We start from the raw sequence: 19,471 nt of genomic DNA, 5'->3' as shown, positions 1-19,471 counted from the left end.
ACTACATCGCGGATCGTGACGGTAGGGACCGAAGTCCCGCGGCGGGGAGGCGTTGGCCTCTGACGCGAGCACCGCCTCCATCGTCGCGCGCGCTTCAGCCTTCCCGGCGGGCGCTGTCAACCGAGCAACAGGGACACCGCTGCGAGGTAGATCGCGATCGACAACAGATCTTGGATCACGGTGGCCAACGGACCGGAACCGAACGCGGGGTCCTTGTCCAGCGCCTGCAGCAACCAAGGCAGTATCAGCGCCACCACCGTGGCGATCGTGCTCGCCGCCAGCACCGCGAGCGCAACTGCCGTCGCCAGCCTCCAGTCGTTCGTCATGAGGGCCACCACCGGCAGCATGAGCAGGCCCAGCAACAAACCGACGATCAGCCCAGTCAGGCTTTCCGGAGCCAGGATGCGGCGAATGCCCACACCCACCGACAGACCGCGGATCGCGACCGTTTCCGTTTGCGTGCCAACGGCATCAGCCAAATAGACGATCCCCGGCACGAAATACGCAACCGCCAGCACGGCGCTGAGTTGGTCTTCGAAGGCCGCCATCAACCCCGCCGACACCATCGCACCGATCAACCCGACCACCAACCATGGCAGGCGGTGCCACAGCCGCCTGGTCACAGTCTCGAGTGTTGTCCTTCTCGTCGACTCGACTGTGTGCAGAAACCCGCCCAGTCGTGCCATGTCTTCGTCGTGTTCATGTAGTAGGACAGCGAGCAGCTGCTGGGGGGCAATCAGCCCGTAGAACCGGCCCTGGTCGTCGACCACCGCGAGACCGGGCTCCTTATCCTGCACCGCCTGCCAGGCGGCGCGCTCCTGGTCGGTGTCCGGCGTCACCACGGGCGGCTGCCGGTCCATGACATCACGCAACATCGCGTCGCTGTCTGCCGCAAACATCTGCTCAATGGTCGCGACACCCACGAGACGATCCCCGTCAAGGACCGCCACGGCGGCAGCGCTGTCGAAGCGCCGGCCCCGCATTCGTTCCAGCGTGGTGCCCACCAGATCGTCCGGCGACGCCTTCGGTACCTCCGTATAGGCGTGCGACAACGCCGTCTCCGGCAGACCGCCGAAATAGGTTGTGACATCAGTGACCATGGCAGCAGACGCTACAGACCGATGTCGCCCCCGGACTGCCTGGCAGCCGTGTTGAGGACCAATGTCCAACACTGAGGGACCTAGTGCCCCACCGGTCGGGTGGTGGAACTCAATAGCGTCGATACATCAACTGCAAATTGGAGTGCACGATGACTGAAAGCGCCTCCCCCAAGCCGGTTGTCGCCGCGATCGACGGCTCGGGCACAGCGATCAACGCCGCGCTGTGGGCGGTTGACGAAGCGATCGCCCGAAGCGTGCCATTGCGCCTCGTGTGCGTGATGAAGGCTAAGCACCCCTCTGCGGAGGATTACTACGCGGACAAGCACCATGCCGAAGCCTCGATTCGTGCGGCGCAGGATGCTGTCGAGGCCACGGGTCGGCCCGTCAAGGTAGAGACCGCAATCCTCTCAGGGTTACCGGCTTTCAACCTGATCGAAGAGTCGGAATCTGCCGACTTGATCTGTGTCGGCTCGGTCGGCATCGGCCGGTCCGCGCGGGCGATACTGGGGTCGGTCGCCACCGAGCTCGCCGAGAAGGCGCAGTGTCCGGTCGCGATCATCCGTCCTCAGGACGAGATACCACGCGACGAGGTCGACATTCGCTGGATAGTCGTCGCGGTGACCGCCGAGATCGACAACGAGTCGGTGATCGAGGGGGCGATGGGCGAAGCGCGGTTACGTCGAACGCCGGTTCTGATGCTCGGCGGTCGGGACGGTTCGGACGGCCTGGACGACGTTGTCCAGCAATGGAAGGAACGCTATCCCGACGTCCACGTCTACCCCGTATCCGATGGGGCCGATGTCGCCCGATTTCTCAAGAAGCATGACGAATGGGTCCAACTCGCCGTGATCGGCGGTTCAGACGCGGATCAGGTCATGCAGATTCTCGGCCCCCGGGGGCACCCTCTGTTTCACCGCAGAGCGGCTTCGGTGCTGATAGTGCGGCATTGACGATCGCGGCGGCCTAGGGTGCTCCGACCAGCGCCTGGCGAACCAGTTCCTGGGCCGCTAGCAGGTGCTCCTCCGCCTCCTCGACGCCGACGGGAAACTCGCCGTCATAACTGTTCGTAGACCTTGCCAAAACCGACCGGCACATGTGGGCGGCCGCATGCGCATCCTCGGTCGCGGCCTCCAGTTCGCTGGTCAGTTCTGGGGTTGGCGCCGGCAGATGTGCCCGAAGGTCGACCGCCGCGTTGTCGTGCATCTGCCGGCACGCCTCATCCATCGCCGTGCGGTCGGCAGTGGCCAGTGCACGCTGCGCGTCAGAAAGCGACCCCTGAAGATCGGTGAAGGGTGCGCGTGCCTGCGACCACCATTCCAGAATGGTCGCCTTGTCGGTCGATGCCTCGGCTGGAGGACCGGGTTGCCCATCGCCACCCGTGGCCAGGATAGCGACGATCGCAGCCGAGAGCGCAATGACTGCAAGAACACTCGCTCCTACGATCGCCCATTTGGCGCGATACCAGACGTCATGGGAAAGGTCCGGCGTCACCTCGATCGGGCTACCGCATTCTCCGCACAACTGCCACCCGGCCGGGTTGGGGTGACCCTGAGGACATTCCACCACGATGTCAGCTCCTGTCCATTTTCAGTTTGACGAACCGCTTGATGCCGAAGGCCTGGAAGACTCGTCGACGACGCGGCGACAGTTGAGGACCTGCCGTTGCCGCGTCGATGATTTCGGGTTCGACAACGTCATAGGTGTGGCCGCCTACTGAGACGGCGGCCGCCCCGGAGGCCTGCACATTGCGCAGCCAATCGACATCTGTTCCGTATGGCAGAGGCACGATGAATCCATTCGCCACCCGGTCGGCCACCACCGGCGTCGCGTAGTGCCGCCCCGACCGACGCCCGGTATGCCGCATGACTGCGGCATACCAATGCCTGCGGCCTGCCAGGTGCATCATCGCTGGATTCAGCACGTGCTTGTTGAAGCGGCGCACTACGCCCCTGATGGGCGGCGTATCGGTGAGCATGTCCCGATATTCGTCTCCCGCCTCACCTCGTCAAAAGGGCCGACCGGACCAATCACGCGAGGACTTATGGCATATGAACTCCCGCGCGCGGTGCGGAACCGTCTCCTCGGCGGCGAAATCGACGTGGCGTTGGTGACTTTCGTCTCTAGTGTCGCGAAGACGGCTCGCAAAAGATGAGGACGCGAACACGACCGGAGGATGCACATGACGCCGACCGAGCCTGCTGAGCGGATTGCCGAGAACATCGACGCCGTCGCTTGTCGGTTCCTGCGATCCGAATTCGCCAGTCAGATCTATTCCGACTGGCCGATCGACCGACGGATCGAAGCCTATCTTCGGCATCACGAGGACTCTGCGTTCCTGACCGACGGCTCTTCCTACAACCTCCTGCTGGAACACGTGATGGCCAATATCGGTCCAGCCGTCCGCGACGGTGTCCTTCCGACACCGGGCTCATCGGACCTGCCGTGACCATCATTCGCAAGGCCGCCGAGGACTGGAAAGTCGCCCCGAATTTCGCCGACTACGAGCAGACGCGCGCGGCGTTCGACTGGTCGACGGTGCCGGACCCGTGCGCCGGTATGCCATCCGGCGGCTGCAACATCGCGTATGCGGCGGTCGACCGGCACGCCGACGGTCCCCAAGCGGATCGCACCGCGCTGCGGTTCATCACCGACGTCGGCTCGGAGGGCGAATTGGTCGCCACCGACCTGAGCTACGCCGAGCTGGGCCGCCGCACCCGCCGGTTCACGAATGTGCTGCGTGGGCTCGGCGTCGGCAAGGGCGACCGGGTGTTTCTGATCATGGGCCGCATCCCCGAGCTGTACGTCGCGATGCTGGGTGCGCTGCGCAACGGCAGTGTGGTGTCGCCACTGTTTTCGGCGTTCGGGCCCGAACCCATCGCCACCCGTGTCGCCATCGGCGAGGCAACCGTACTGGTGACGACGAAGGCGCTGTACAAACGCAAGATCGCCAAGGTGCGCGACGAACTGACATCGGTACGCCACGTGTTACTGGTCGACGGCGACGAGCCCGGCACGCTGAACCTGGCCCAGCTGATGGCCGAGGCCTCCGAGGACGCTCCGATCGAAGCCACCAACGCTGATGACCCGTCGCTACTGCACTTCACCAGCGGCACCACCGGCACGCCCAAGGGGGCACGGCACGTGCACGGCGCGGTCACCATGCATTACCTCACCGGCCTCTACGCGTTGGACATCCATCCCAATGACATCTATTGGTGCACAGCCGATCCCGGGTGGGTCACCGGCACGTCCTATGGCATCATCGCGCCACTTCTCCACGGGATCACCTCGATCATCGACGAAGCCGAGTTCGACGCCGAACGCTGGTACCGCATCCTGCAGGACGAAGGCGTCACTGTGTGGTACACCGCCCCCACCGCGATCAGAATGCTGATCAAGGCTGGACCGGAAGTCGCGCAGCGATACCGCTTTCCGAATCTGCGATTCATCGCCAGTGTGGGCGAGCCGCTCAACGCCGAAGCGGTCTGGTGGGGAAAACGCGTGCTGGGCTTGCCGATACACGACAACTGGTGGCAGACCGAGACTGGCGGCATCATGATTGCCAACACCCCGGCCTTCGACATCAAACCAGGCTCGATGGGGCGGCCATTGCCAGGCGTCGACGCATATGTGGTCAGGCATGGCGACGACGGCACCGTCTCGGTGATCGAAGAACCCGACGTCGAGGGCGAGTTGGCACTCAAACCGGGATGGCCTTCGATGTTCCGCGCCTACCTCAATCAGGAAGAGCGCTACCGGAAGTGCTTCGTCGACGACCTGTACCTGAGCGGGGATCTGGTCAAGCGCGACGCGGACGGCTACTTCTGGTTCGTCGGCCGCGCCGACGACGTGATCAAGTCCGCCGGACACCTGATCGGGCCCTTCGAGGTGGAGAACGCGCTGACCGACCACCCGGCGGTGGCCGAGGCCGCCGTGATCGGGAAACCCGACCCAACAGTCGGCGAGCTGGTGAAGGCGTTCGTCACCCTCAAAGACGGGTTCGCCGCAGACGAGGCGTTACGGCTGGAAGTGTTGGGTCACGCGCGCAAACGGCTGGGAGCAGCGGTGGCACCCAAGGAGATCGAGTTCGTCGACGCCCTACCGCACACCCGCAGCGGCAAGATCATGCGGCGCCTGCTCAAAGCCCGCGAACTCGGATTGCCCGAAGGTGACACGTCAACTGTTGAAGCGCCGGTCGTGCATCATCAGGGGGTGTCGTCATGATCGACCACGACACGGCGACAGCGCTGCTGTCGGACATGGTGCGGGTGCGCCTGATGGAAGAGAAGTGCGCTGAGCTCTACAGCGCGGCCAAGATCCGCGGATTCCTACACCTTTACGTCGGTGAGGAAGCGGTGGCCGCCGGGTCGCTGCGGATGCTGGAAGCCGAGGATGCGGTGGTGGCCACCTACCGCGATCACGCGCACGCCCTGCTCCGGGGTGTCCCGATGACCAGAATCATGGCCGAGATGTTCGGCAAGCAGGAGGGTTGCTCCCGCGGGCGCGGCGGCTCGATGCACCTGTTCGATGCGCGCACCCGCTTTTTCGGCGGCAACGCCATCGTTGGCAGCGGCCTCCCGCTGGCGGTAGGTCTCGCGCTGGCCGATAAGCAACTGGGCAAACCACGGGTCACCGCCTGCTACTTCGGCGAAGGTGCGGTAGCCGAAGGTGCCTTCCACGAATCGTTGAACCTCGCCGAACTCTGGCAGTTGCCGGTGCTGTTCTGCTGCGAGAACAACCTCTATGCGATGGGGACGGCCATCGCGGTGGAGCAGTCGCAGACCGACATGACCGCCAAGGCGGCGTCGTACCGGATACCGGCGCTGGCGGTCGACGGCATGGACGTGCTGGCTTGCCAAACCGCCGCCCAGGAGGCCGTGTACAACGTCCGCAACGGCGGCGGTCCGTTCTTCCTGGAATTCCGCACATATCGGTTCCGCCCGCATTCGATGTTCGATCCCGAGTTGTACCGCAGCAAGGACGAAGTCGAACACTGGAAGGAGCGTGACCCGATCCGCACCTTCACCGAACGATGCCTGGCCGACGGCGCGCTCACCGACGATGACATCGCCGCAATCCGCCGTTCCGCCGATGAGGAACTGGCCGAGGCGGTTGCTTATGCCGAGGCCGGGACCTGGGAGCCTGTGGAGGATCTCGGCCGTGACGTGATGACACCTGCGACGGCGGAGGCCCTTCGATGAGCAAGACGGCATACCGCACCGCGGTCCACGACTCGATTCGTGACGCCATGCTCGCCGATCCGCGGGTGGTACTGATGGGCGAGGACGTCGGCGCCTACGGCGGCACCTACGCCGCGTCGAAGGGCCTCCTGCAGGAGTTCGGACCCGACCGGATCCGCGATACCCCGCTGTCGGAGCTGGGCTTCGTCGGTGTGGGTATCGGCGCCGCGTTGGGCGGTTTACGCCCGATCGTGGAGGTGATGACGGTCAACTTCAGCCTGCTGGCGCTGGACCAGATCGTGAATACCGCTGCGGCGCTGCGGCATATGTCCGGCGGCCAGTTCTCCGTGCCGCTGGTGGTCCGGATGGCGACGGGAGCGGGACGCCAGCTGGCGGCGCAGCACTCTCACAGCCTGGAGGCCTGGTATGCCCATATTCCGGGAATCAAGGTGGTGGCCCCGGCGACGGTGGCCGACGCCTACGGGATGCTGCCCACGGCGCTGGCCGATCCAGACCCCGTGGTCATCTTCGAGCACGTGCAGTTGTACAACACCTCGATAGACGTCGACACTCTTACGCCCACCGACATCGAGCGTGCCGCGGTTCGGCGGGCCGGTAAGGACGTCACGGTGATCGCATACGGTGGTTGCGTACCCAAGGCCCTCGACGCCGCCGACGAACTGTCACTGGCCGGAATCGACTGTGAAGTAATCGATTTACGGGTGCTGCGCCCCCTCGACGACGACACCATCCTCGCCTCGGTGCGCGAGACTCACCGTGTCGTTGTGGTCGACGAAGCCTGGCACACCGGGAGCCTCGCCGGTGAGATCAGCGCACGCATCGTGGAGAACGCGTTCTATGACCTTGACGCGCCGATCGCTCGCGTGTGTACCGAGGAAGTGCCGATTCCCTACCCCAAGCATCTGGAAGAGGCTGCGCTGCCGCAGAAGGACAAGATCGTCGCGGCAGTGAAATCGCTGTTCGGCCAATCCTCATGATCGAGTTCACGATGCCGGCCCTCGGCTCGGACATGGACGAGGGGACCCTCAACGAGTGGCTCGTCAAACCCGGCGACTCCGTCACCCGTGGCCAGGTGGTCGCAGTGGTCGAGACCACCAAGGCTGCGGTCGAGGTGGAGTGCTGGCAAGAAGGCACCGTCGCGGAGCTGCTGGTGCCGGTCGGTCAAACAGTCCAGGTCGGAACGCCGTTGGCGCGGTTGGCGGCCCCGGGCGAGCCCGTGGAACCGACACCGCCGGCCGCTGTCGCTGCGGTTGTCGAACCAGTTTCGCCGACAGCGCCCGTCGAACCCCTACTCGAGCCGATCGCCCCAGTGAATCCCGTCCCCTCGCCGGCGCCGCCCTTCGAGCATCGGCGCCGATGGGTCTCACCCGCGGCCCGTCGGCTCGCGGCATCGCTCGGTGTCAATATCGATGACGTCACCGGCACCGGCCCGCAAGGGGCCGTCATCATCAACGACGTGGAGCATGCCGCCGCCCATCTCGAATCAGCCGCACCCGAATCTCCGAAAACCGGCGTGACATCGACGACATCACTGTCGCCGAAAGAGCTTGCGATCAAACGCGGCACCGAGATGCGTAGGTCCATCGCGGCGGCGATGAGCCGATCCAAACGAGAGATTCCGCACTATTACCTCGCCGACGAGATCGTGATGGACCCGGCGTTGGCCTGGCTGGCCGACCGCAACGCGCAGCGACCCATCACCGAGCGCGTGCTGCCGGCAGTGCTGCAGCTCAAGGCAGTCGCCCTCGCAGCGCAACGATTCGGCGAATTCAGCGGCTTCTGGCGAGACGAGCGATTCGAACCCGCGCCGAATGTCCATGTCGGTGTTGCGATCTCGCTTCGGGGCGGTGGTCTGGTAGCCCCGGCGATACACGACGTCGCCGACCACAAGGTCGACGAGTTGATGGCCGACCTCACAGATCTAGTGGCCCGTGCCAGGACGTTCTCGCTGCGCAGTTCGGAGATGTCCGATCCCACCATCACCGTGACCAACCTCGGCGACCAGGGAGTCGACGCGGTATTCGGGGTGATCTACCCGCCGCAGGTCGCGCTGGCGGGATTCGGCAAGCCGGCGCAACGGGTGATAGCGATCGACGGCGGCATCCGCATCGCCACGACAGTGCAAGTCACCTTGGCGGCTGATCATCGGGCCAGTGATGGGCACCGCGGGGCGCTGTTCCTCGCCGCGATCAACGAATTGCTGCAACAGCCGGAGCTATTGGAGAGGTGAGCGTCCCATGACTATCGAGATTGATGTCCGCGGGGAGATCCTGTCGGTGTTGACGACGATCGCCCCCGAGGTCGAGGCCGGCGACATCACGGATGACGCGCTGCTGCGGGACCAGGTCGATCTCGACTCGATGGACTGGCTGAACTTCCTTGTCGGCGTGCATAAACGACTGAATGTCGACATCCCGGAGCGCGACTATGCGTCGCTTCGCACCCTGTCAGACGTAGTGCGTTACGTCGAAGCCCGCATGTTCCAGCAGAGCTGAACGCGGGGTGTGGTGCCGAGGTCCTCCGGCACCCGGCAAGGGACCAACGACTCTGCTGACGCGAGTACACCGGACATAGCGTCAAGAACAGACACGTCCGAAATTCACCAGTCGCTACTCCAACAAGTAGACGGGAACACCAATGTCGCGGGACAGAACACGATACGGAATCTTGGTAGGAGTTGACGGATCGCCGGAGTCCGAAGCCGCCATACGCTGGGCGACCGAAGAAGCCGTCTTGCGCGACCAACCCCTCACACTGATGCATGCCATCCCGCCCGTACGCGTGAGCTGGCCGGTGGCTTATCTGGAGGCGAGTTTCGTCGAATCTCAAGAGGCGAGCGCCCGTGAGGTGATCGAGAAGGCGCAGAAGATAGTTCAGGCGGGCGCGGGCGAATCGCAGCCGCCACCTGTCCGAACGGAGACGAGACATACGGACGCCCCATCGGCGTTGGTCATCGGGTCGCGCGACGCGTTCATGACCGTCGTCGGTAGCCGGGGTATGGGCGCTCTGGGCCGCGCTTTGCTCGGTTCAGTCAGCAACGGTCTGGTTCACCACGGGCACGGTCCGGTCGCGATCATCCATGCCGACGACGTCAAGGCGCCCGACGATGACTCTCCTGTCTTACTCGGCATCGACGGATCGCCCAGTTCGGAGGATGCGACGGCACTGGCCTTCGACGAGGCATCACGGCGAGGTGTGGATCTTGTGGCGCTGCATGCATGGAGTGACGTGGGCGTCCTCCCCGTCCTCGGAATGGACTGGCACCGGTACGAGGATGAAGGACACGAGATACTGGCCGAACGGCTGGCCGGTTGGCAGGACCAGTATCCAGACGTCCACATCCAGCGTCGAATCGTTTGCGATCAACCTGCGCGTTGGCTGGTAGACGAATCACAGAAGGCTCAGCTCGTCGTGGTCGGTAGCCACGGGCGCGGCGGCTTCAGCGGGATGATGCTGGGCTCCGTCGGTTCGAAGGTGGCCCAGGCCTCCCACGCTCCGGTGATCGTCGTCCGGTCCCGGTGAGTCCCGAGATGCCCACCGTCACAGCGCCCGTCGTTGTCGGCGTGGACGGCACGACTGCATCGAGGGGTGCGGCGCGCTGGGCGGCTGCGGTCGCCGAGAAGTTCGGCGCGCCTCTCGAGATCGTCAACGGGCGCCACGCCACGGGCCGTCCACTGACCGACGCGGCGGCAGCGCTGTTGGCAGCAGCGGTCACCGCCCAGCGCGAGTCAGCTGAATCAATGCTCAAATCCGTCGAGGAGGAGATACGCGGCGACTTCCGTTCGCTCGACATCACCACCATTCTTTCGGACGAACCCACCGACGTTCTCCTGACGGAGCGGAGCCGTCACGCGCGGTTGGTCGTTCTCGGGTCCGAGGATGTGACTCCAGCGGCCGCATTGATGATCGGATCGACAACGCTTGCCGTCTCGGCACATTCAGCCTGTCCCGTGATCGCGTGGCGCGGGAGCAATGCGGTGCCGACCGACCAGCCCGTCGTGCTCGGCGTCGACTGTGAGCACACCGGGCCGAAAGCATTCAGGGCCGCCTTCGAGTTCGCGGACCGATTCGGGTTGGGGCTCAACGCCGTGCACGCATGGTCGGCGTTTCGCCCGCCGGTGGACGCCATCACCCCATACGGTGTCGACTGGGATGCTCTGGAGGGCCTCCGGTGGCAGAGCCTCTTGAACGTGCTCGACCCTTGGACCGAGTTGTATCCGAACGTCGCGGTGACACTCTTCGTCGAGACCGATGGTGCCGGCAAGGCCCTCATGCAACATGTGGTGGATGCACAACTCGTCGTGGTCGGCAGCCGAGGTCGCAATGCCCTGGCGGGTGCGCTCCTTGGCTCCACCAGCCTGAACCTGCTGCACCACTGTCCTGTACCGGTGATGTTGTGCCACAACGAACCTGAGGAACAATAGCAGCGTGGCGGCCCTCGGGTTGTGTGCGCGTTTGCGCCAAAATGGTGCGCCGGACTTGTCTTCTCGTCAGCGCTGACGGGCGACCAGAACCGGAGTAGGTGCGTCCTTCGCCAAAGCGGAGCTGACCGAACCGAGAAACATCTCGGCGACCGCGCCACGCCCTCGGTTGCCGACCACGACCAGTTGCGCTGTTTCAGACTGCTCGAGCAGACGGCGCGCCGGGTCCTCGAATTCGACCACCACGCGCACGTTGACCTCCGGGTACCGGCATTTCCATGCGGCAATGCTTTCGGCGAGGGTCTTCTCAGCCACACGTCGCAGATCCGACCATCCCATACCGAATAGCGAAACGTCGGCATTCCACAGGACGCGCAGTGCGACCAGATCCACTCCCCTCCAGGAAGCTTCGTCGAACGCCATCGCCAAGGCCGACTCGGAATCCTGCGAACCGTCGACCCCCACCAGAACCGGCAGTCGGGCCGAGGACGGCGACAACGACGAATCCTCGTCGTTGATGACCGCGACGGGACAGTGGGCGTGGTGGATCAAGCCTGAACTGACCGACCCGAGTAGGCGCTGATGCCGTCCGGTGCGTCCGCGGCGGCCGACCACCACCATCTGGGCGTCCTTGGAGAGGTCCACGAGAGACGGTACAGGTCTTCCGAAGAGCAGCTCGCTGTCGATCTCCGGACGTTCGCCGGCAACGGCGCCCTGCGCGGCGCTGATTGCCTCTGCGATGACGTTGCGGGCGTCGTTCTCCCGCATCTCGAACATTTCGTCGGGGACGCGGCCGCCTGGCCACGCCAACGTCGATGCCGGGACCGAGATGGAGTCGGCAACATGAACGATCGTCAGGCGGGTATGGCGCATCACTGCCTCGCGCGCGGCCCAGCGGACCGCCCCTCGGGATGGCGCAGACCCGTCCGCGCCGAAGACCACACCGTGATGCACGATTCGCGTGGACATTCGTTCTCCCTGGGAATCGACCAACATAGGTGACGCTACGAACATCGCGTGCCCGCTGCAGGAGGCGTTGGTCCCGGAAGAATCGGCCATTTGGCCCTCGAAGCAATAATCGGATTCTCAGACGCGGGTTTCGGCCGAGCGCAGGCAGCGGCGCCGGAGCCGCTAGGGGTAGGTCCGGCGCCGCCTGATCTTGGGTACGCCGGCGGGACAGCAGGCGTTAACCGGCCGGAGTGATGAATCCGTAGTGCCCGTCGCAGCGGAGGTAGAGCACGGCGGCGCGGCCTTGGCGAGCATCGATGAAGAACAGAAATGGCAGTCCGAGGAGTCCGAGACGCTCGGCGGCCTGCTCGACGGTGATGCACGGGGCCGGATGGGGGCTGATCGTCAGTGGCAGCTCGTAAGGTGCGAGCACGTCCGGGGAGGTGGGCGGCGCCACCTGCGCCAGGCGATACCCGGTCGGGCCACCGCGGTAGAGGACACCGGCGACCCCGGAAGCCTTCTCGTTGAACAGATGAAAGTCGTAGTCCAGCAGGTCCATTTCAAGGGCCGCCTCGTCGACCGTGCAAGGGGCCATGGCGAACGATTTGCGTCGGATGACACGACGTTCGTCCACCGGGCGTGGAAAGTGGCTCGGCCGGCGAGTCGGCCTCGAGCCGTGCTGCCATGGATAGGCGGCCGTCGGCCGAATCGCGCCCCGTGTCGCTTTCCAGTGTTCGGCGGCGTGCCCGAGTTGGTGACGCAGCCTCGCCGCCAGGCGATCAATCGCTTCACGCGCGGTGACACCCTCGGCCTGCGCCCGGACGAGCCGGCCTTGCACATCTAGATTTGCCTGTGCGACAACCGGGCGGAAGATCGCAGGATCGCGGTGCCTTGTCAGCTTCACGTGGGCGTGCAACACGGGTTGATGCGCGAACTTGCCCAGCCCTCCGATCTTGCTCCGCGCGTAATCGGCTGCGCCCGGAAGTACGCCGTGCGTCGTCACGTCGACGTCGACGGGTGGCGAATCAACGTTGTGCGTCATGACCTCGTTGATACGCCGCAAGCCGGTGCGGATACGAGGGTCTTCGGTCACGCGGATGGCGACCTTGGTCCCCCATCGGTGGCCGAGTGCCCATGCGCGCTCTGGTTGTCGCAGAACCCGCTTCCCAAGTGGTGTTGGAGGAACGCCAGCTGATCGGCGGCCACCTGGTCCCGTACAGCACCGTGGTACATGTCGAAATGCCTCACCGGATACTCGCGGATCTCGTGACGCCGGGCTCTCGAAGCCTTCTCCACGACGAACGCAGTCGAAATCACTTCGTCGTCGCGGGCCACCGTGACCATCAGCGGCGCAGTGATGCGCTCGATCGTGCCCTCCCGGTAACGGGGTACGTGGAAGAAGAACCGTGGCGCCACCTGATTGCGCCACGACGGCGCGTTCTGTTCCACGTTCCGGAAGAGTGGGGCCAGGGTCGGGTCGCTGAAGACCGCTCGCCCAGCGCGTCCGTAGATGGCGATGTAGTGGGGCGGCAATCCGACAACACCGCGGACCGCATCGAGGATGGCTGCGCCCAGCAAGTTTCCTGTCGCCATCACGATCTGCCATGGGCTCGATCGCGCACCCGGCGGACGGTGGCGCCCACGGAGTCCGGCGACCAGGTCCAAACCCGGGACATTCGCGACGACAGCCGCAATTCTTGAGTCCTCCGCCGCCACCTGAACCACATGGCTCCCACCAAGCGACGTGCCCCACAGGGCGATTCGGTTCGCATCGATGTCCCTGCGGGAGCGCACGAACTCGAGGGCGTGACGCAGGTCGTCACGTTGGCGACCAGCATCGATCCACTGTCGCGGTTCACCTTCGCTCTCACCCGAGCATCGGTAGTCGAAGATCAAGACCGCCAATCCGCCATCGGCGAACCTGTCGGCGAAATCAGGCACTATCCAATCCATGGTCCCGGAAAATCCGTGTGCCATCACCACACATGGCCAATTCCCGGCTTCCCCGTCAGGCACGTATAGCACACCGGCAATGACAGATCCTTCCGAGTCGAATGAGACTCGTTGTTTGACATAGCTTTTCGTCACTACACACCTCTTCGGGCCGAATTTCAGCGCAACGCGAATATGAATCTATGACCGCGCGACGATCACCGGGATCTGGGCTGCTTGCACCACCGCGGTGCTCACCGAACCCAGAAGGGTGCTGGCGAAACCTCCTGCGCGGTGGCTGCCCACCACGATCAGTTGGGCTGAGCTCGAGTTGTCGACGAGCCTGCGTGCCGGCTGATCCCGAACAACAATCTGTCGGACAGGCACGTTTGGATAGCGTTCCTGCCACCCGGCCAATTGCTTGGCCATGGAGTCCTCCACGTCGGCGCGCAGGTCGTCCCAGTCCAGCGAGAATTCGAACGCCCCAGAACCCCACCAGGCATGCAGCGCCACCAGCCCGACACCGCGTCGAGAGGCTTCGTCGAAGGCGAGCGCGGTAGCTGAATCCGTAGCGCGAGAGCCGTCGAATCCCAACAGAATCGGCTGATCGCCCGCGGGTCGCTCGGTGCCGCGGATGACCGCCACGGGGCTGCGCGCATGATGCACCAACCCCATGCTCACGGAGCCGAGTACGGTTCGGGTGAGCATGCCTTTTCCTCGACTGCCTACGACCACCAGCTGCGCCTCTCGCGAGAGCTCTACCAACGCCGGAACAGCCCCGGAGACCAATACTTCCGTCGATACCGACAGGCGCTCTCCCGCAGCCGCTTTCGCCGTAGCCGTTGCGTCGTCGAGGAGCTGTCGACCGCTCTCACGCTCCCACTCCAAGACACCGGGCGGCACCGGCGTGGCAAGCGACGTCCCGACGACAGGCGGCATCGCATGCACAATGGTCAAGTGAGCGTTGCGGATCGCGGCATCCTCGGCGGCCCAGCGGATTGCCGCGTCTGCCGTCGGTGACCCGTCAGTGCCGACGACGATCCCGGAATCGGCCACTATTTGCTGTCGGCTTGATGATCGATGCCGGCCTGCACCGCCGCGATGCGCCGCTCGGCGCGCTCGTCGGCCGCCCGTTGCTCCGCGGCCGTCACGACGAGTGCGTCCGGGCCCGGAAACACGGTCGCCACGTGGTCGTTATCCAGCCAATGGACCACATACGGGGGTGACCCGTCGGTGGAATGCACCTCCATGATCAGTCCGCGCTGTTCGTGTTGGTCGATGGTGAGGCCTTTCATCACCAACCAATCCCCGACCTCTGCCTTCATCACACTGTCTCCTTTCGTACGTCACCACCCAATCGTGCATCGGCAACGAGACTCAGCACAGCGCTACCAACTCGGCATACCGCGTCAAGCGCTCCATTGTGCGTCCCCTCGTCAGTCAGCGCAGAACCAGTACAGAACAGTTGGTGTGGCGAAGCGCCTTTCGCGCTTCAGGACCGACGACCTCAGCCGTCAGCACCGGGTCATTTGCGTCCACTATCACCAGTTGATCGATGTTGGCGCTCTGCGCCAACACCCCGCCGATGTGATCCGAGATCGGCAGCGCATGGATTTGGACATCTGCGTCGTCGTCTTCCCTCGCCTCAGCGAGGTACTGGGCGAGCCGCGTGCGCACATCGCGCTTGTCGTCGGGTTCGGTTGTCACCGCCGACCGCCATCGCGTCAGCGCCAACACCGGTGCCTTTCGCAGAGTCGCTTCGTTTATCGCCGTTTGCAGCACCGCGCTGCCGCCCGGTGATTCGTCCACCGCAGCCACAATCCAGAGCGGGTCGGTCAATGGCTTGTGGGGGTGCCGGCGACGGACGATCGCTACGGGGGTGAAGGCGACCTGCGCCAGTGCCGCGGCCGTCGATCCGCGCTCATCGTGGGGTGAGTCGTCCGTCCCTCGTGATCCGACGCAGATCAGCTGCCCCAATCGCGATGCCTCCCTGAGTTGTTCGGTGGCATCGCCCTGCAATATCGTTGACTCGAGTTTGACGGGCTGGCCGGTGGCCTCAGCGGCGATCCACGCCTCGTGTATCGCATGCCTGGCATAGGCGTATTCGCGCTCGAGATCCTTTGCGTCTGGGTTGACGACGCAGGCCAGTAGCATCGGTACGTCTCGATCGATTGCTTCGTCGACTGCCCAAAGTGCCGCGTGGACTGCATGTTTCGAGCCATCAATCCCGACAACCACCGGTAATCTCGCCGCATTGTTCATTCTTGAGCTCTTTCTCTGAATTGATGCTCGAATGAGACGTCACCGCGTGCGCCCATTGATCTGCAGATCATCGTCGGAATCAAGGAGTGGTGGAGCAGGTTGAGCCCTGTCGAACCCAACACCGCACCCGCCAACGGACCGCGCCCACGACTGCCGATGACCACAAGCTGCGCACCGTCAGAGTGATTCAGAAGGGCTCGACTCGGCTTGTCCTGATCGACGACGTACGTCACATCGACGTCTGGATATTGCCGTGTCCACGGCGCCAATGCGTCGACGAGGTGCTCGCGTTGGTCGGCGTGGACCGCATTCCAGTCGATCATGAACGGCAGAGTGACATCGCCGGCTGATCGACGCGTGGACCACGCATGGACGGCGACGATGTTCACCGCGAATCGATCGGCGAGTTCGAAGGCTGACGTGATCGCCACCCGGCTAGGGTCGTCATCGTCGACGCCTACGACGATCGGCTGACCGGTGGGCGCCGTCGCGTCTCCCCGCCAGGCGATCACGGGGCACATCGAGTTCGCCGCCACCGCAACGGTGGTCGAGCCGATCAGGACAGCCGCGGCGACCGAGAGGTCGTCACAGCCCAGGACGATCAACCTCGCATGCTGGCTCAAATCGACCAGCAATCGATCGACAGCTTCAGACACGTGTGCAGTGGTGATGCGCAGGTCGGGGTGATCGCCATGGACCGCTCGGCTGGCAGCGTCGAGAATGGCCGAGGCCCTTTCCTGTTGCGCGGACATCTCGCAGGCCCGCACAGCGGCGATGACATCTGAAGGATTGTGACCGGGAGAGGGCCGGGCATGCACGATGTGCAGTGGGGTCCCCAACTTGTGCGCGACGCCCGCCGCCCAACGGGCCGCGCGCATCGCGTTGTCCGTGCCGTCGACTCCGACGACGACGGGATTTACGCTGTTTTCCATGATGTCTCGCCTTTCTCCGGTCAGCGTCGTCAAATCGCGAGACAGCAGATTTGGCGGGCCTCGGCGATCGAGTCGGCGAGCGGGCGAGTGGTGTCGATGGGATGACCATCGCTCGAAACGCCGGTGAGTTCTGCCATCGCGGTGGCGATCTCCGGCGTCGCATCAGAGGATGTCACAGACCGGTTCTCGATTCTCTCCGAGGCCTCGTCGAGAGGTACGGTGCACGTGAGTTCCACTATCGGCGAATGCGTTTCGCCGGCTAGTCGCCGGGCGCGAGCACGGTGCCCGGGATCGCGCCAAGTCCCGTCCAAAATCACGGACACGCCATGGCCCAGCAACATCCGCGTCCGCCGAAGAACCTCGTCGTACACGACATTCACGTTTTCGCGTGTGTACAGACCCGAGTCCAGAACACCGATCGCTCCGGCGATGACGCCGGTTTGCTCGAGCTCACGGCGCACATCATCGGTTGAAATGACCTCTGCCCCACACTGTTCAGCCAAACCACGTGACAGAGTTGTCTTCCCAGTACCGGGACCTCCCCCGATGACGATGAGTTGAACCGTACCGGCCCGCAGATGATCGAGCGCGATGTCGATATGCCGCCGCGCATCGGCAGAAGCCTCCTCATGACCCTGCGCAAAGCGAACGCAATCGACTTTGGCGCGGACCAGTGCGCGGTATGCGACATAGTCGTGTTTGAGGGCATCTGGGGCGGGGTCGCGAGCTGAGCGACAGTACGCTTCGAGAAAGAACTCGCCGAGGTCACGGCGACCGAGAAATTCGAGGTCCATCGCGAGAAATGCTGCGTCGTCGATGGAATCCACATATCGCAGTTTGTCGTCGAACTCGAGGCAGTCGAGGATGGCCGTTCCCCTGGTGTGCAGAAGATGTCATCGGCCAACAGATCCGCGTGCCCGTCGACGACTCGGCGGCTGCTGATGCGCTCGGCGAACAGTTCGCCCCGGCCTGCGATGAATTGCGCCGACAACCGTTCGACCTCATCGAGCAGCTCGCTGGGAATTACGGTGTCCGCATACCGCTGCAGTTCAACGAGATTCTGCCGCCATCGCGTTGAAACTGCTTCGGCTGTCCCAAAGCTGTCGATCGCGGCGCTTCTCAGCGCCTCGGCGTGGAAACGCGCCAGCTTGTCCGCGATCTCTTCCAAGTGATCGTGGACCGGGCGACCACCTCTGGCCAGCGATGCCAGGCGCGTCGAGTCGGCGTAGCGCCGCATCACGACCACCGGTTCGGCAGGGCCATCACCCGGGCCGGCAAAGTGCGCAACCCCCAGGTAGCTGCCCGGGGCGAGCCTGCTGTTGAGTGTGACCTCACGCGCGCAGGCGGCCTCCCGCTGTTGCGTAGTGGTGAAGTCGAGGAAGTCGGTGGCGATCGGCTTCTTTGCCTTGTACGCCTTGTCACCAAGAAGGACGACCACACCCGTATGCGTCTCGCGCACCTGGGCGTCCAGGTTGCCCGCGATCGTCCAGGGAGCTTCGACGCCGCTCATTTCGGCCGTCATGCCATCCATACCCAGATGGTTCATCCCGCGGCGTCCGGTCGGCCAGGGTCCTAAGGCCCAGGCTTAAGGACCATTTACCCTGGTTGTGGGCGGAACCAGCTCCCAAGCTAGAAACATGCGTGACACCATGGTCGACACCAAAGTGATCAAGGATGCAGTGCAATTGGCGTGCCGCGCACCATCGCTGCACAACAGCCAACCGTGGCATTGGGTCGCCGCAGGCAAAGCGGTCCATCTGTTCCTCGACCAGGAACGCGTCCTGCATTCGACCGACCACACCGGCCGTGACGCCCTGATCGGCTGTGGTGCCGTACTCGACCATTTTCGCGTCGCCATGGCTGCGGCGGGGTGGGCCTCTCACGTCGACCGATATCCGAATCCCAACAACTCTTTGCATTTGGCGTCGGTCGATTTCAGCCCGATGGAGTTCGTCACCGAGGGGCACATCCGTCGTGCCGACGCGATTCTGCTGCGGCGGAGTGATCGCCTCCCCTACGCTGAGCCGCCAGACTGGGCGACGGCCGAATCACAGTTGCGCCGTAACGTCACCTCCGATGCAGTCCGCCTCGACGTGATCGCCGACGAATTACGTGCCGAACTTGCGAGCGCGGCCAAGCTCACCGAGTCGCTGCGCCTCTACGATTCGTCCTACCACTCGGAATTATCATGGTGGACAGGACCATTCGAGGCGACGGACGGGATACCCCACAGTTCGCTGGTGTCTGCCTCCGAAGGCGACCGTGTCGGTGTCGGACGTAACTTCCCAGTCACCCACGACACAGATCGGCGCTTCGAGGTCGGCCGGGACCACGCGAAGATTCTTGTGCTTTCGACTTACGACATCGACCGCACTTCTGTCCTGCAGTGCGGCGAAATGCTCTCCGCGGTGTTGCTGGAGGCCACGATGGCGGGCCTCGCCACGTGCACGCTGACGAATATCACCGAGCTCTATCCGGGCCGGGACATCGTCGCATCGTTGATCGACCAGCCGACCACTCCCCAGGTATTGATCCGTGTCGGATCAGCTCCGGAGATCGACGACAAGCCACCGCCGACGCCGCGGCGGCCGATCGACGAAGTCTTCGATGTTCGGGCGAAGGATCTCTGACCTGGCAGCGGCTTTCGTTTCTGAATTTCCCGCCGTAACGCCAAG

The 19,471-nt window shown here is 64.2% G+C and carries 20 protein-coding genes and 1 pseudogene; 10 read left to right on the top strand and 11 right to left on the bottom strand.

Annotated features, from left to right (window positions below):
• Nucleotides 1-116: 116 nt before the first annotated feature.
• Nucleotides 117-1,100 (bottom strand): magnesium transporter, encoded by a 984-nt coding sequence (locus M1248_RS17255; protein ID WP_163724745.1) that lies wholly within the window; start codon nucleotides 1,098-1,100, stop codon nucleotides 117-119.
• A gap of 149 nt (nucleotides 1,101-1,249) precedes the next feature.
• Between M1248_RS17255 and M1248_RS17250 the strand changes: the two genes are divergently transcribed.
• Entirely contained in the window at nucleotides 1,250-2,050 is an 801-nt protein-coding gene (locus M1248_RS17250) for a universal stress protein (RefSeq protein WP_317149165.1), read from the top strand.
• Nucleotides 2,051-2,063: 13 nt separating this feature from the next.
• Here M1248_RS17250 and M1248_RS17245 read toward each other — a convergent pair whose 3' ends face one another.
• Nucleotides 2,064-2,666, bottom strand: a complete 603-nt coding sequence (locus tag M1248_RS17245; RefSeq protein WP_317149164.1) for a zinc ribbon domain-containing protein — start codon at nucleotides 2,664-2,666, stop codon at nucleotides 2,064-2,066.
• Nucleotides 2,667-2,670: 4 nt separating this feature from the next.
• Complete coding sequence (locus M1248_RS17240) at nucleotides 2,671-3,075, bottom strand: nitroreductase/quinone reductase family protein (protein WP_317149163.1); 405 nt, start codon at nucleotides 3,073-3,075, stop codon at nucleotides 2,671-2,673.
• Nucleotides 3,076-3,279: 204 nt separating this feature from the next.
• Here M1248_RS17240 and M1248_RS17235 point away from each other — a divergent pair, with 204 nt between their 5' ends.
• The 8 genes from M1248_RS17235 to M1248_RS17200 all read left to right on the top strand — a co-directional run bounded on the left by M1248_RS17235 (nucleotide 3,280) and on the right by M1248_RS17200 (nucleotide 10,725).
• Nucleotides 3,280-3,546 (top strand): hypothetical protein, encoded by a 267-nt coding sequence (locus tag M1248_RS17235; RefSeq protein ID WP_317149162.1) that lies wholly within the window; start codon nucleotides 3,280-3,282, stop codon nucleotides 3,544-3,546.
• Nucleotides 3,543-5,324 (top strand): acetate--CoA ligase, encoded by a 1,782-nt coding sequence (gene acsA, locus M1248_RS17230; RefSeq protein ID WP_317149161.1) that lies wholly within the window; start codon nucleotides 3,543-3,545, stop codon nucleotides 5,322-5,324. The genes M1248_RS17235 and acsA overlap by 4 nt, the downstream gene beginning before the upstream one ends.
• Nucleotides 5,321-6,301 (top strand): pyruvate dehydrogenase (acetyl-transferring) E1 component subunit alpha, encoded by a 981-nt coding sequence (gene pdhA / locus M1248_RS17225; protein ID WP_317149160.1) that lies wholly within the window; start codon nucleotides 5,321-5,323, stop codon nucleotides 6,299-6,301. Before acsA ends, pdhA begins: the two co-directional genes overlap by 4 nt.
• Nucleotides 6,298-7,278: an alpha-ketoacid dehydrogenase subunit beta gene (locus M1248_RS17220; RefSeq protein ID WP_317149159.1), complete on the top strand. Its 981-nt coding sequence runs from the start codon at nucleotides 6,298-6,300 to the stop codon at nucleotides 7,276-7,278. Before pdhA ends, M1248_RS17220 begins: the two co-directional genes overlap by 4 nt.
• Nucleotides 7,275-8,531 carry a dihydrolipoamide acetyltransferase family protein gene (locus M1248_RS17215; RefSeq protein WP_317149158.1) on the top strand — a complete coding sequence of 419 codons (1,257 nt, stop codon included), beginning with the start codon at nucleotides 7,275-7,277 and terminating at the stop codon, nucleotides 8,529-8,531. Before M1248_RS17220 ends, M1248_RS17215 begins: the two co-directional genes overlap by 4 nt.
• 7 nt (nucleotides 8,532-8,538) lie before the next feature.
• The gene (locus M1248_RS17210) at nucleotides 8,539-8,796 is read left to right on the top strand and encodes an acyl carrier protein (protein ID WP_163724720.1); all 258 of its coding nucleotides are present in this window, start codon (nucleotides 8,539-8,541) and stop codon (nucleotides 8,794-8,796) included.
• Nucleotides 8,797-8,938: 142 nt separating this feature from the next.
• Nucleotides 8,939-9,823 (top strand): universal stress protein, encoded by an 885-nt coding sequence (locus M1248_RS17205; protein ID WP_317149157.1) that lies wholly within the window; start codon nucleotides 8,939-8,941, stop codon nucleotides 9,821-9,823.
• Between the two features lie 8 nt (nucleotides 9,824-9,831).
• The gene (locus M1248_RS17200) at nucleotides 9,832-10,725 is read left to right on the top strand and encodes a universal stress protein (RefSeq protein ID WP_163724714.1); all 894 of its coding nucleotides are present in this window, start codon (nucleotides 9,832-9,834) and stop codon (nucleotides 10,723-10,725) included.
• Nucleotides 10,726-10,791: 66 nt separating this feature from the next.
• On the opposite strand, the gene M1248_RS17195 is transcribed toward M1248_RS17200, so the two are convergent.
• The 8 genes and pseudogenes from M1248_RS17195 to M1248_RS17160 form a co-directional block, all read right to left on the bottom strand.
• Complete coding sequence (locus M1248_RS17195; RefSeq protein ID WP_317149156.1) at nucleotides 10,792-11,691, bottom strand: universal stress protein; 900 nt, start codon at nucleotides 11,689-11,691, stop codon at nucleotides 10,792-10,794.
• Between the two features lie 217 nt (nucleotides 11,692-11,908).
• Nucleotides 11,909-12,712 (bottom strand): HPF/RaiA family ribosome-associated protein, encoded by an 804-nt coding sequence (locus M1248_RS17190; protein ID WP_163736750.1) that lies wholly within the window; start codon nucleotides 12,710-12,712, stop codon nucleotides 11,909-11,911.
• 47 nt (nucleotides 12,713-12,759) lie between these two features.
• A complete protein-coding gene (locus tag M1248_RS17185; RefSeq protein ID WP_317149155.1) occupies nucleotides 12,760-13,758 on the bottom strand; it encodes an alpha/beta hydrolase in 999 nt (332 codons plus the stop codon).
• A 45-nt stretch (nucleotides 13,759-13,803) separates the two neighbouring features.
• Nucleotides 13,804-14,658: a universal stress protein gene (locus M1248_RS17180; protein WP_317149154.1), complete on the bottom strand. Its 855-nt coding sequence runs from the start codon at nucleotides 14,656-14,658 to the stop codon at nucleotides 13,804-13,806.
• A complete protein-coding gene (locus tag M1248_RS17175) occupies nucleotides 14,658-14,927 on the bottom strand; it encodes a DUF1918 domain-containing protein (protein WP_163724705.1) in 270 nt (89 codons plus the stop codon). The genes M1248_RS17180 and M1248_RS17175 overlap by 1 nt, the downstream gene beginning before the upstream one ends.
• Nucleotides 14,928-15,042: 115 nt before the next feature.
• Nucleotides 15,043-15,864, bottom strand: a complete 822-nt coding sequence (locus tag M1248_RS17170) for a universal stress protein (protein WP_163724702.1) — start codon at nucleotides 15,862-15,864, stop codon at nucleotides 15,043-15,045.
• Complete coding sequence (locus M1248_RS17165) at nucleotides 15,861-16,796, bottom strand: universal stress protein (protein WP_163724699.1); 936 nt, start codon at nucleotides 16,794-16,796, stop codon at nucleotides 15,861-15,863. The genes M1248_RS17170 and M1248_RS17165 overlap by 4 nt, the downstream gene beginning before the upstream one ends.
• Before the next feature lie 29 nt (nucleotides 16,797-16,825).
• Nucleotides 16,826-18,318, bottom strand: a pseudogene (locus tag M1248_RS17160) (AAA family ATPase).
• Between the two features lie 115 nt (nucleotides 18,319-18,433).
• Between M1248_RS17160 and M1248_RS17155 the strand changes: the two are divergent.
• A complete protein-coding gene (locus M1248_RS17155; protein ID WP_163724695.1) occupies nucleotides 18,434-19,426 on the top strand; it encodes an Acg family FMN-binding oxidoreductase in 993 nt (330 codons plus the stop codon).
• The last annotated feature ends 45 nt before the right edge of the window (nucleotides 19,427-19,471 follow it).

Origin of the sequence: Mycobacterium sp. 29Ha (assembly GCF_032883055.1) — a bacterium.
Taxonomy (GTDB): Bacteria; Actinomycetota; Actinomycetes; order Mycobacteriales; family Mycobacteriaceae; genus Mycobacterium; species Mycobacterium gallinarum.
The sequence above is the reverse complement of the archived record's forward strand: the minus strand, read 5'-3'. Positions and strand labels throughout refer to the sequence as shown.

What these genes read in the sequence shown, in the direction of transcription:
- M1248_RS17195 (WP_317149156.1), bottom strand. Translation starts at nt 11,691, where the DNA reads ATGTCCACGCGAATCGTGCATCACGGTGTGGTCTTCGGCGCGGACGGG.
- M1248_RS17165 (WP_163724699.1), bottom strand. Translation starts at nt 16,796, where the DNA reads ATGGAAAACAGCGTAAATCCCGTCGTCGTCGGAGTCGACGGCACGGAC.
- M1248_RS17255 (WP_163724745.1), bottom strand. Translation starts at nt 1,100, where the DNA reads ATGGTCACTGATGTCACAACCTATTTCGGCGGTCTGCCGGAGACGGCG.
- M1248_RS17155 (WP_163724695.1), top strand. Translation starts at nt 18,434, where the DNA reads ATGCGTGACACCATGGTCGACACCAAAGTGATCAAGGATGCAGTGCAA.
- M1248_RS17250 (WP_317149165.1), top strand. Translation starts at nt 1,250, where the DNA reads ATGACTGAAAGCGCCTCCCCCAAGCCGGTTGTCGCCGCGATCGACGGC.
- M1248_RS17235 (WP_317149162.1), top strand. Translation starts at nt 3,280, where the DNA reads ATGACGCCGACCGAGCCTGCTGAGCGGATTGCCGAGAACATCGACGCC.
- M1248_RS17215 (WP_317149158.1), top strand. Translation starts at nt 7,275, where the DNA reads ATGATCGAGTTCACGATGCCGGCCCTCGGCTCGGACATGGACGAGGGG.
- M1248_RS17200 (WP_163724714.1), top strand. Translation starts at nt 9,832, where the DNA reads ATGCCCACCGTCACAGCGCCCGTCGTTGTCGGCGTGGACGGCACGACT.
- M1248_RS17220 (WP_317149159.1), top strand. Translation starts at nt 6,298, where the DNA reads ATGAGCAAGACGGCATACCGCACCGCGGTCCACGACTCGATTCGTGAC.
- M1248_RS17240 (WP_317149163.1), bottom strand. Translation starts at nt 3,075, where the DNA reads ATGCTCACCGATACGCCGCCCATCAGGGGCGTAGTGCGCCGCTTCAAC.
- pdhA (WP_317149160.1), top strand. Translation starts at nt 5,321, where the DNA reads ATGATCGACCACGACACGGCGACAGCGCTGCTGTCGGACATGGTGCGG.
- M1248_RS17210 (WP_163724720.1), top strand. Translation starts at nt 8,539, where the DNA reads ATGACTATCGAGATTGATGTCCGCGGGGAGATCCTGTCGGTGTTGACG.
- M1248_RS17175 (WP_163724705.1), bottom strand. Translation starts at nt 14,927, where the DNA reads ATGAAGGCAGAGGTCGGGGATTGGTTGGTGATGAAAGGCCTCACCATC.
- M1248_RS17190 (WP_163736750.1), bottom strand. Translation starts at nt 12,712, where the DNA reads ATGACGCACAACGTTGATTCGCCACCCGTCGACGTCGACGTGACGACG.
- M1248_RS17205 (WP_317149157.1), top strand. Translation starts at nt 8,939, where the DNA reads ATGTCGCGGGACAGAACACGATACGGAATCTTGGTAGGAGTTGACGGA.
- M1248_RS17170 (WP_163724702.1), bottom strand. Translation starts at nt 15,864, where the DNA reads ATGAACAATGCGGCGAGATTACCGGTGGTTGTCGGGATTGATGGCTCG.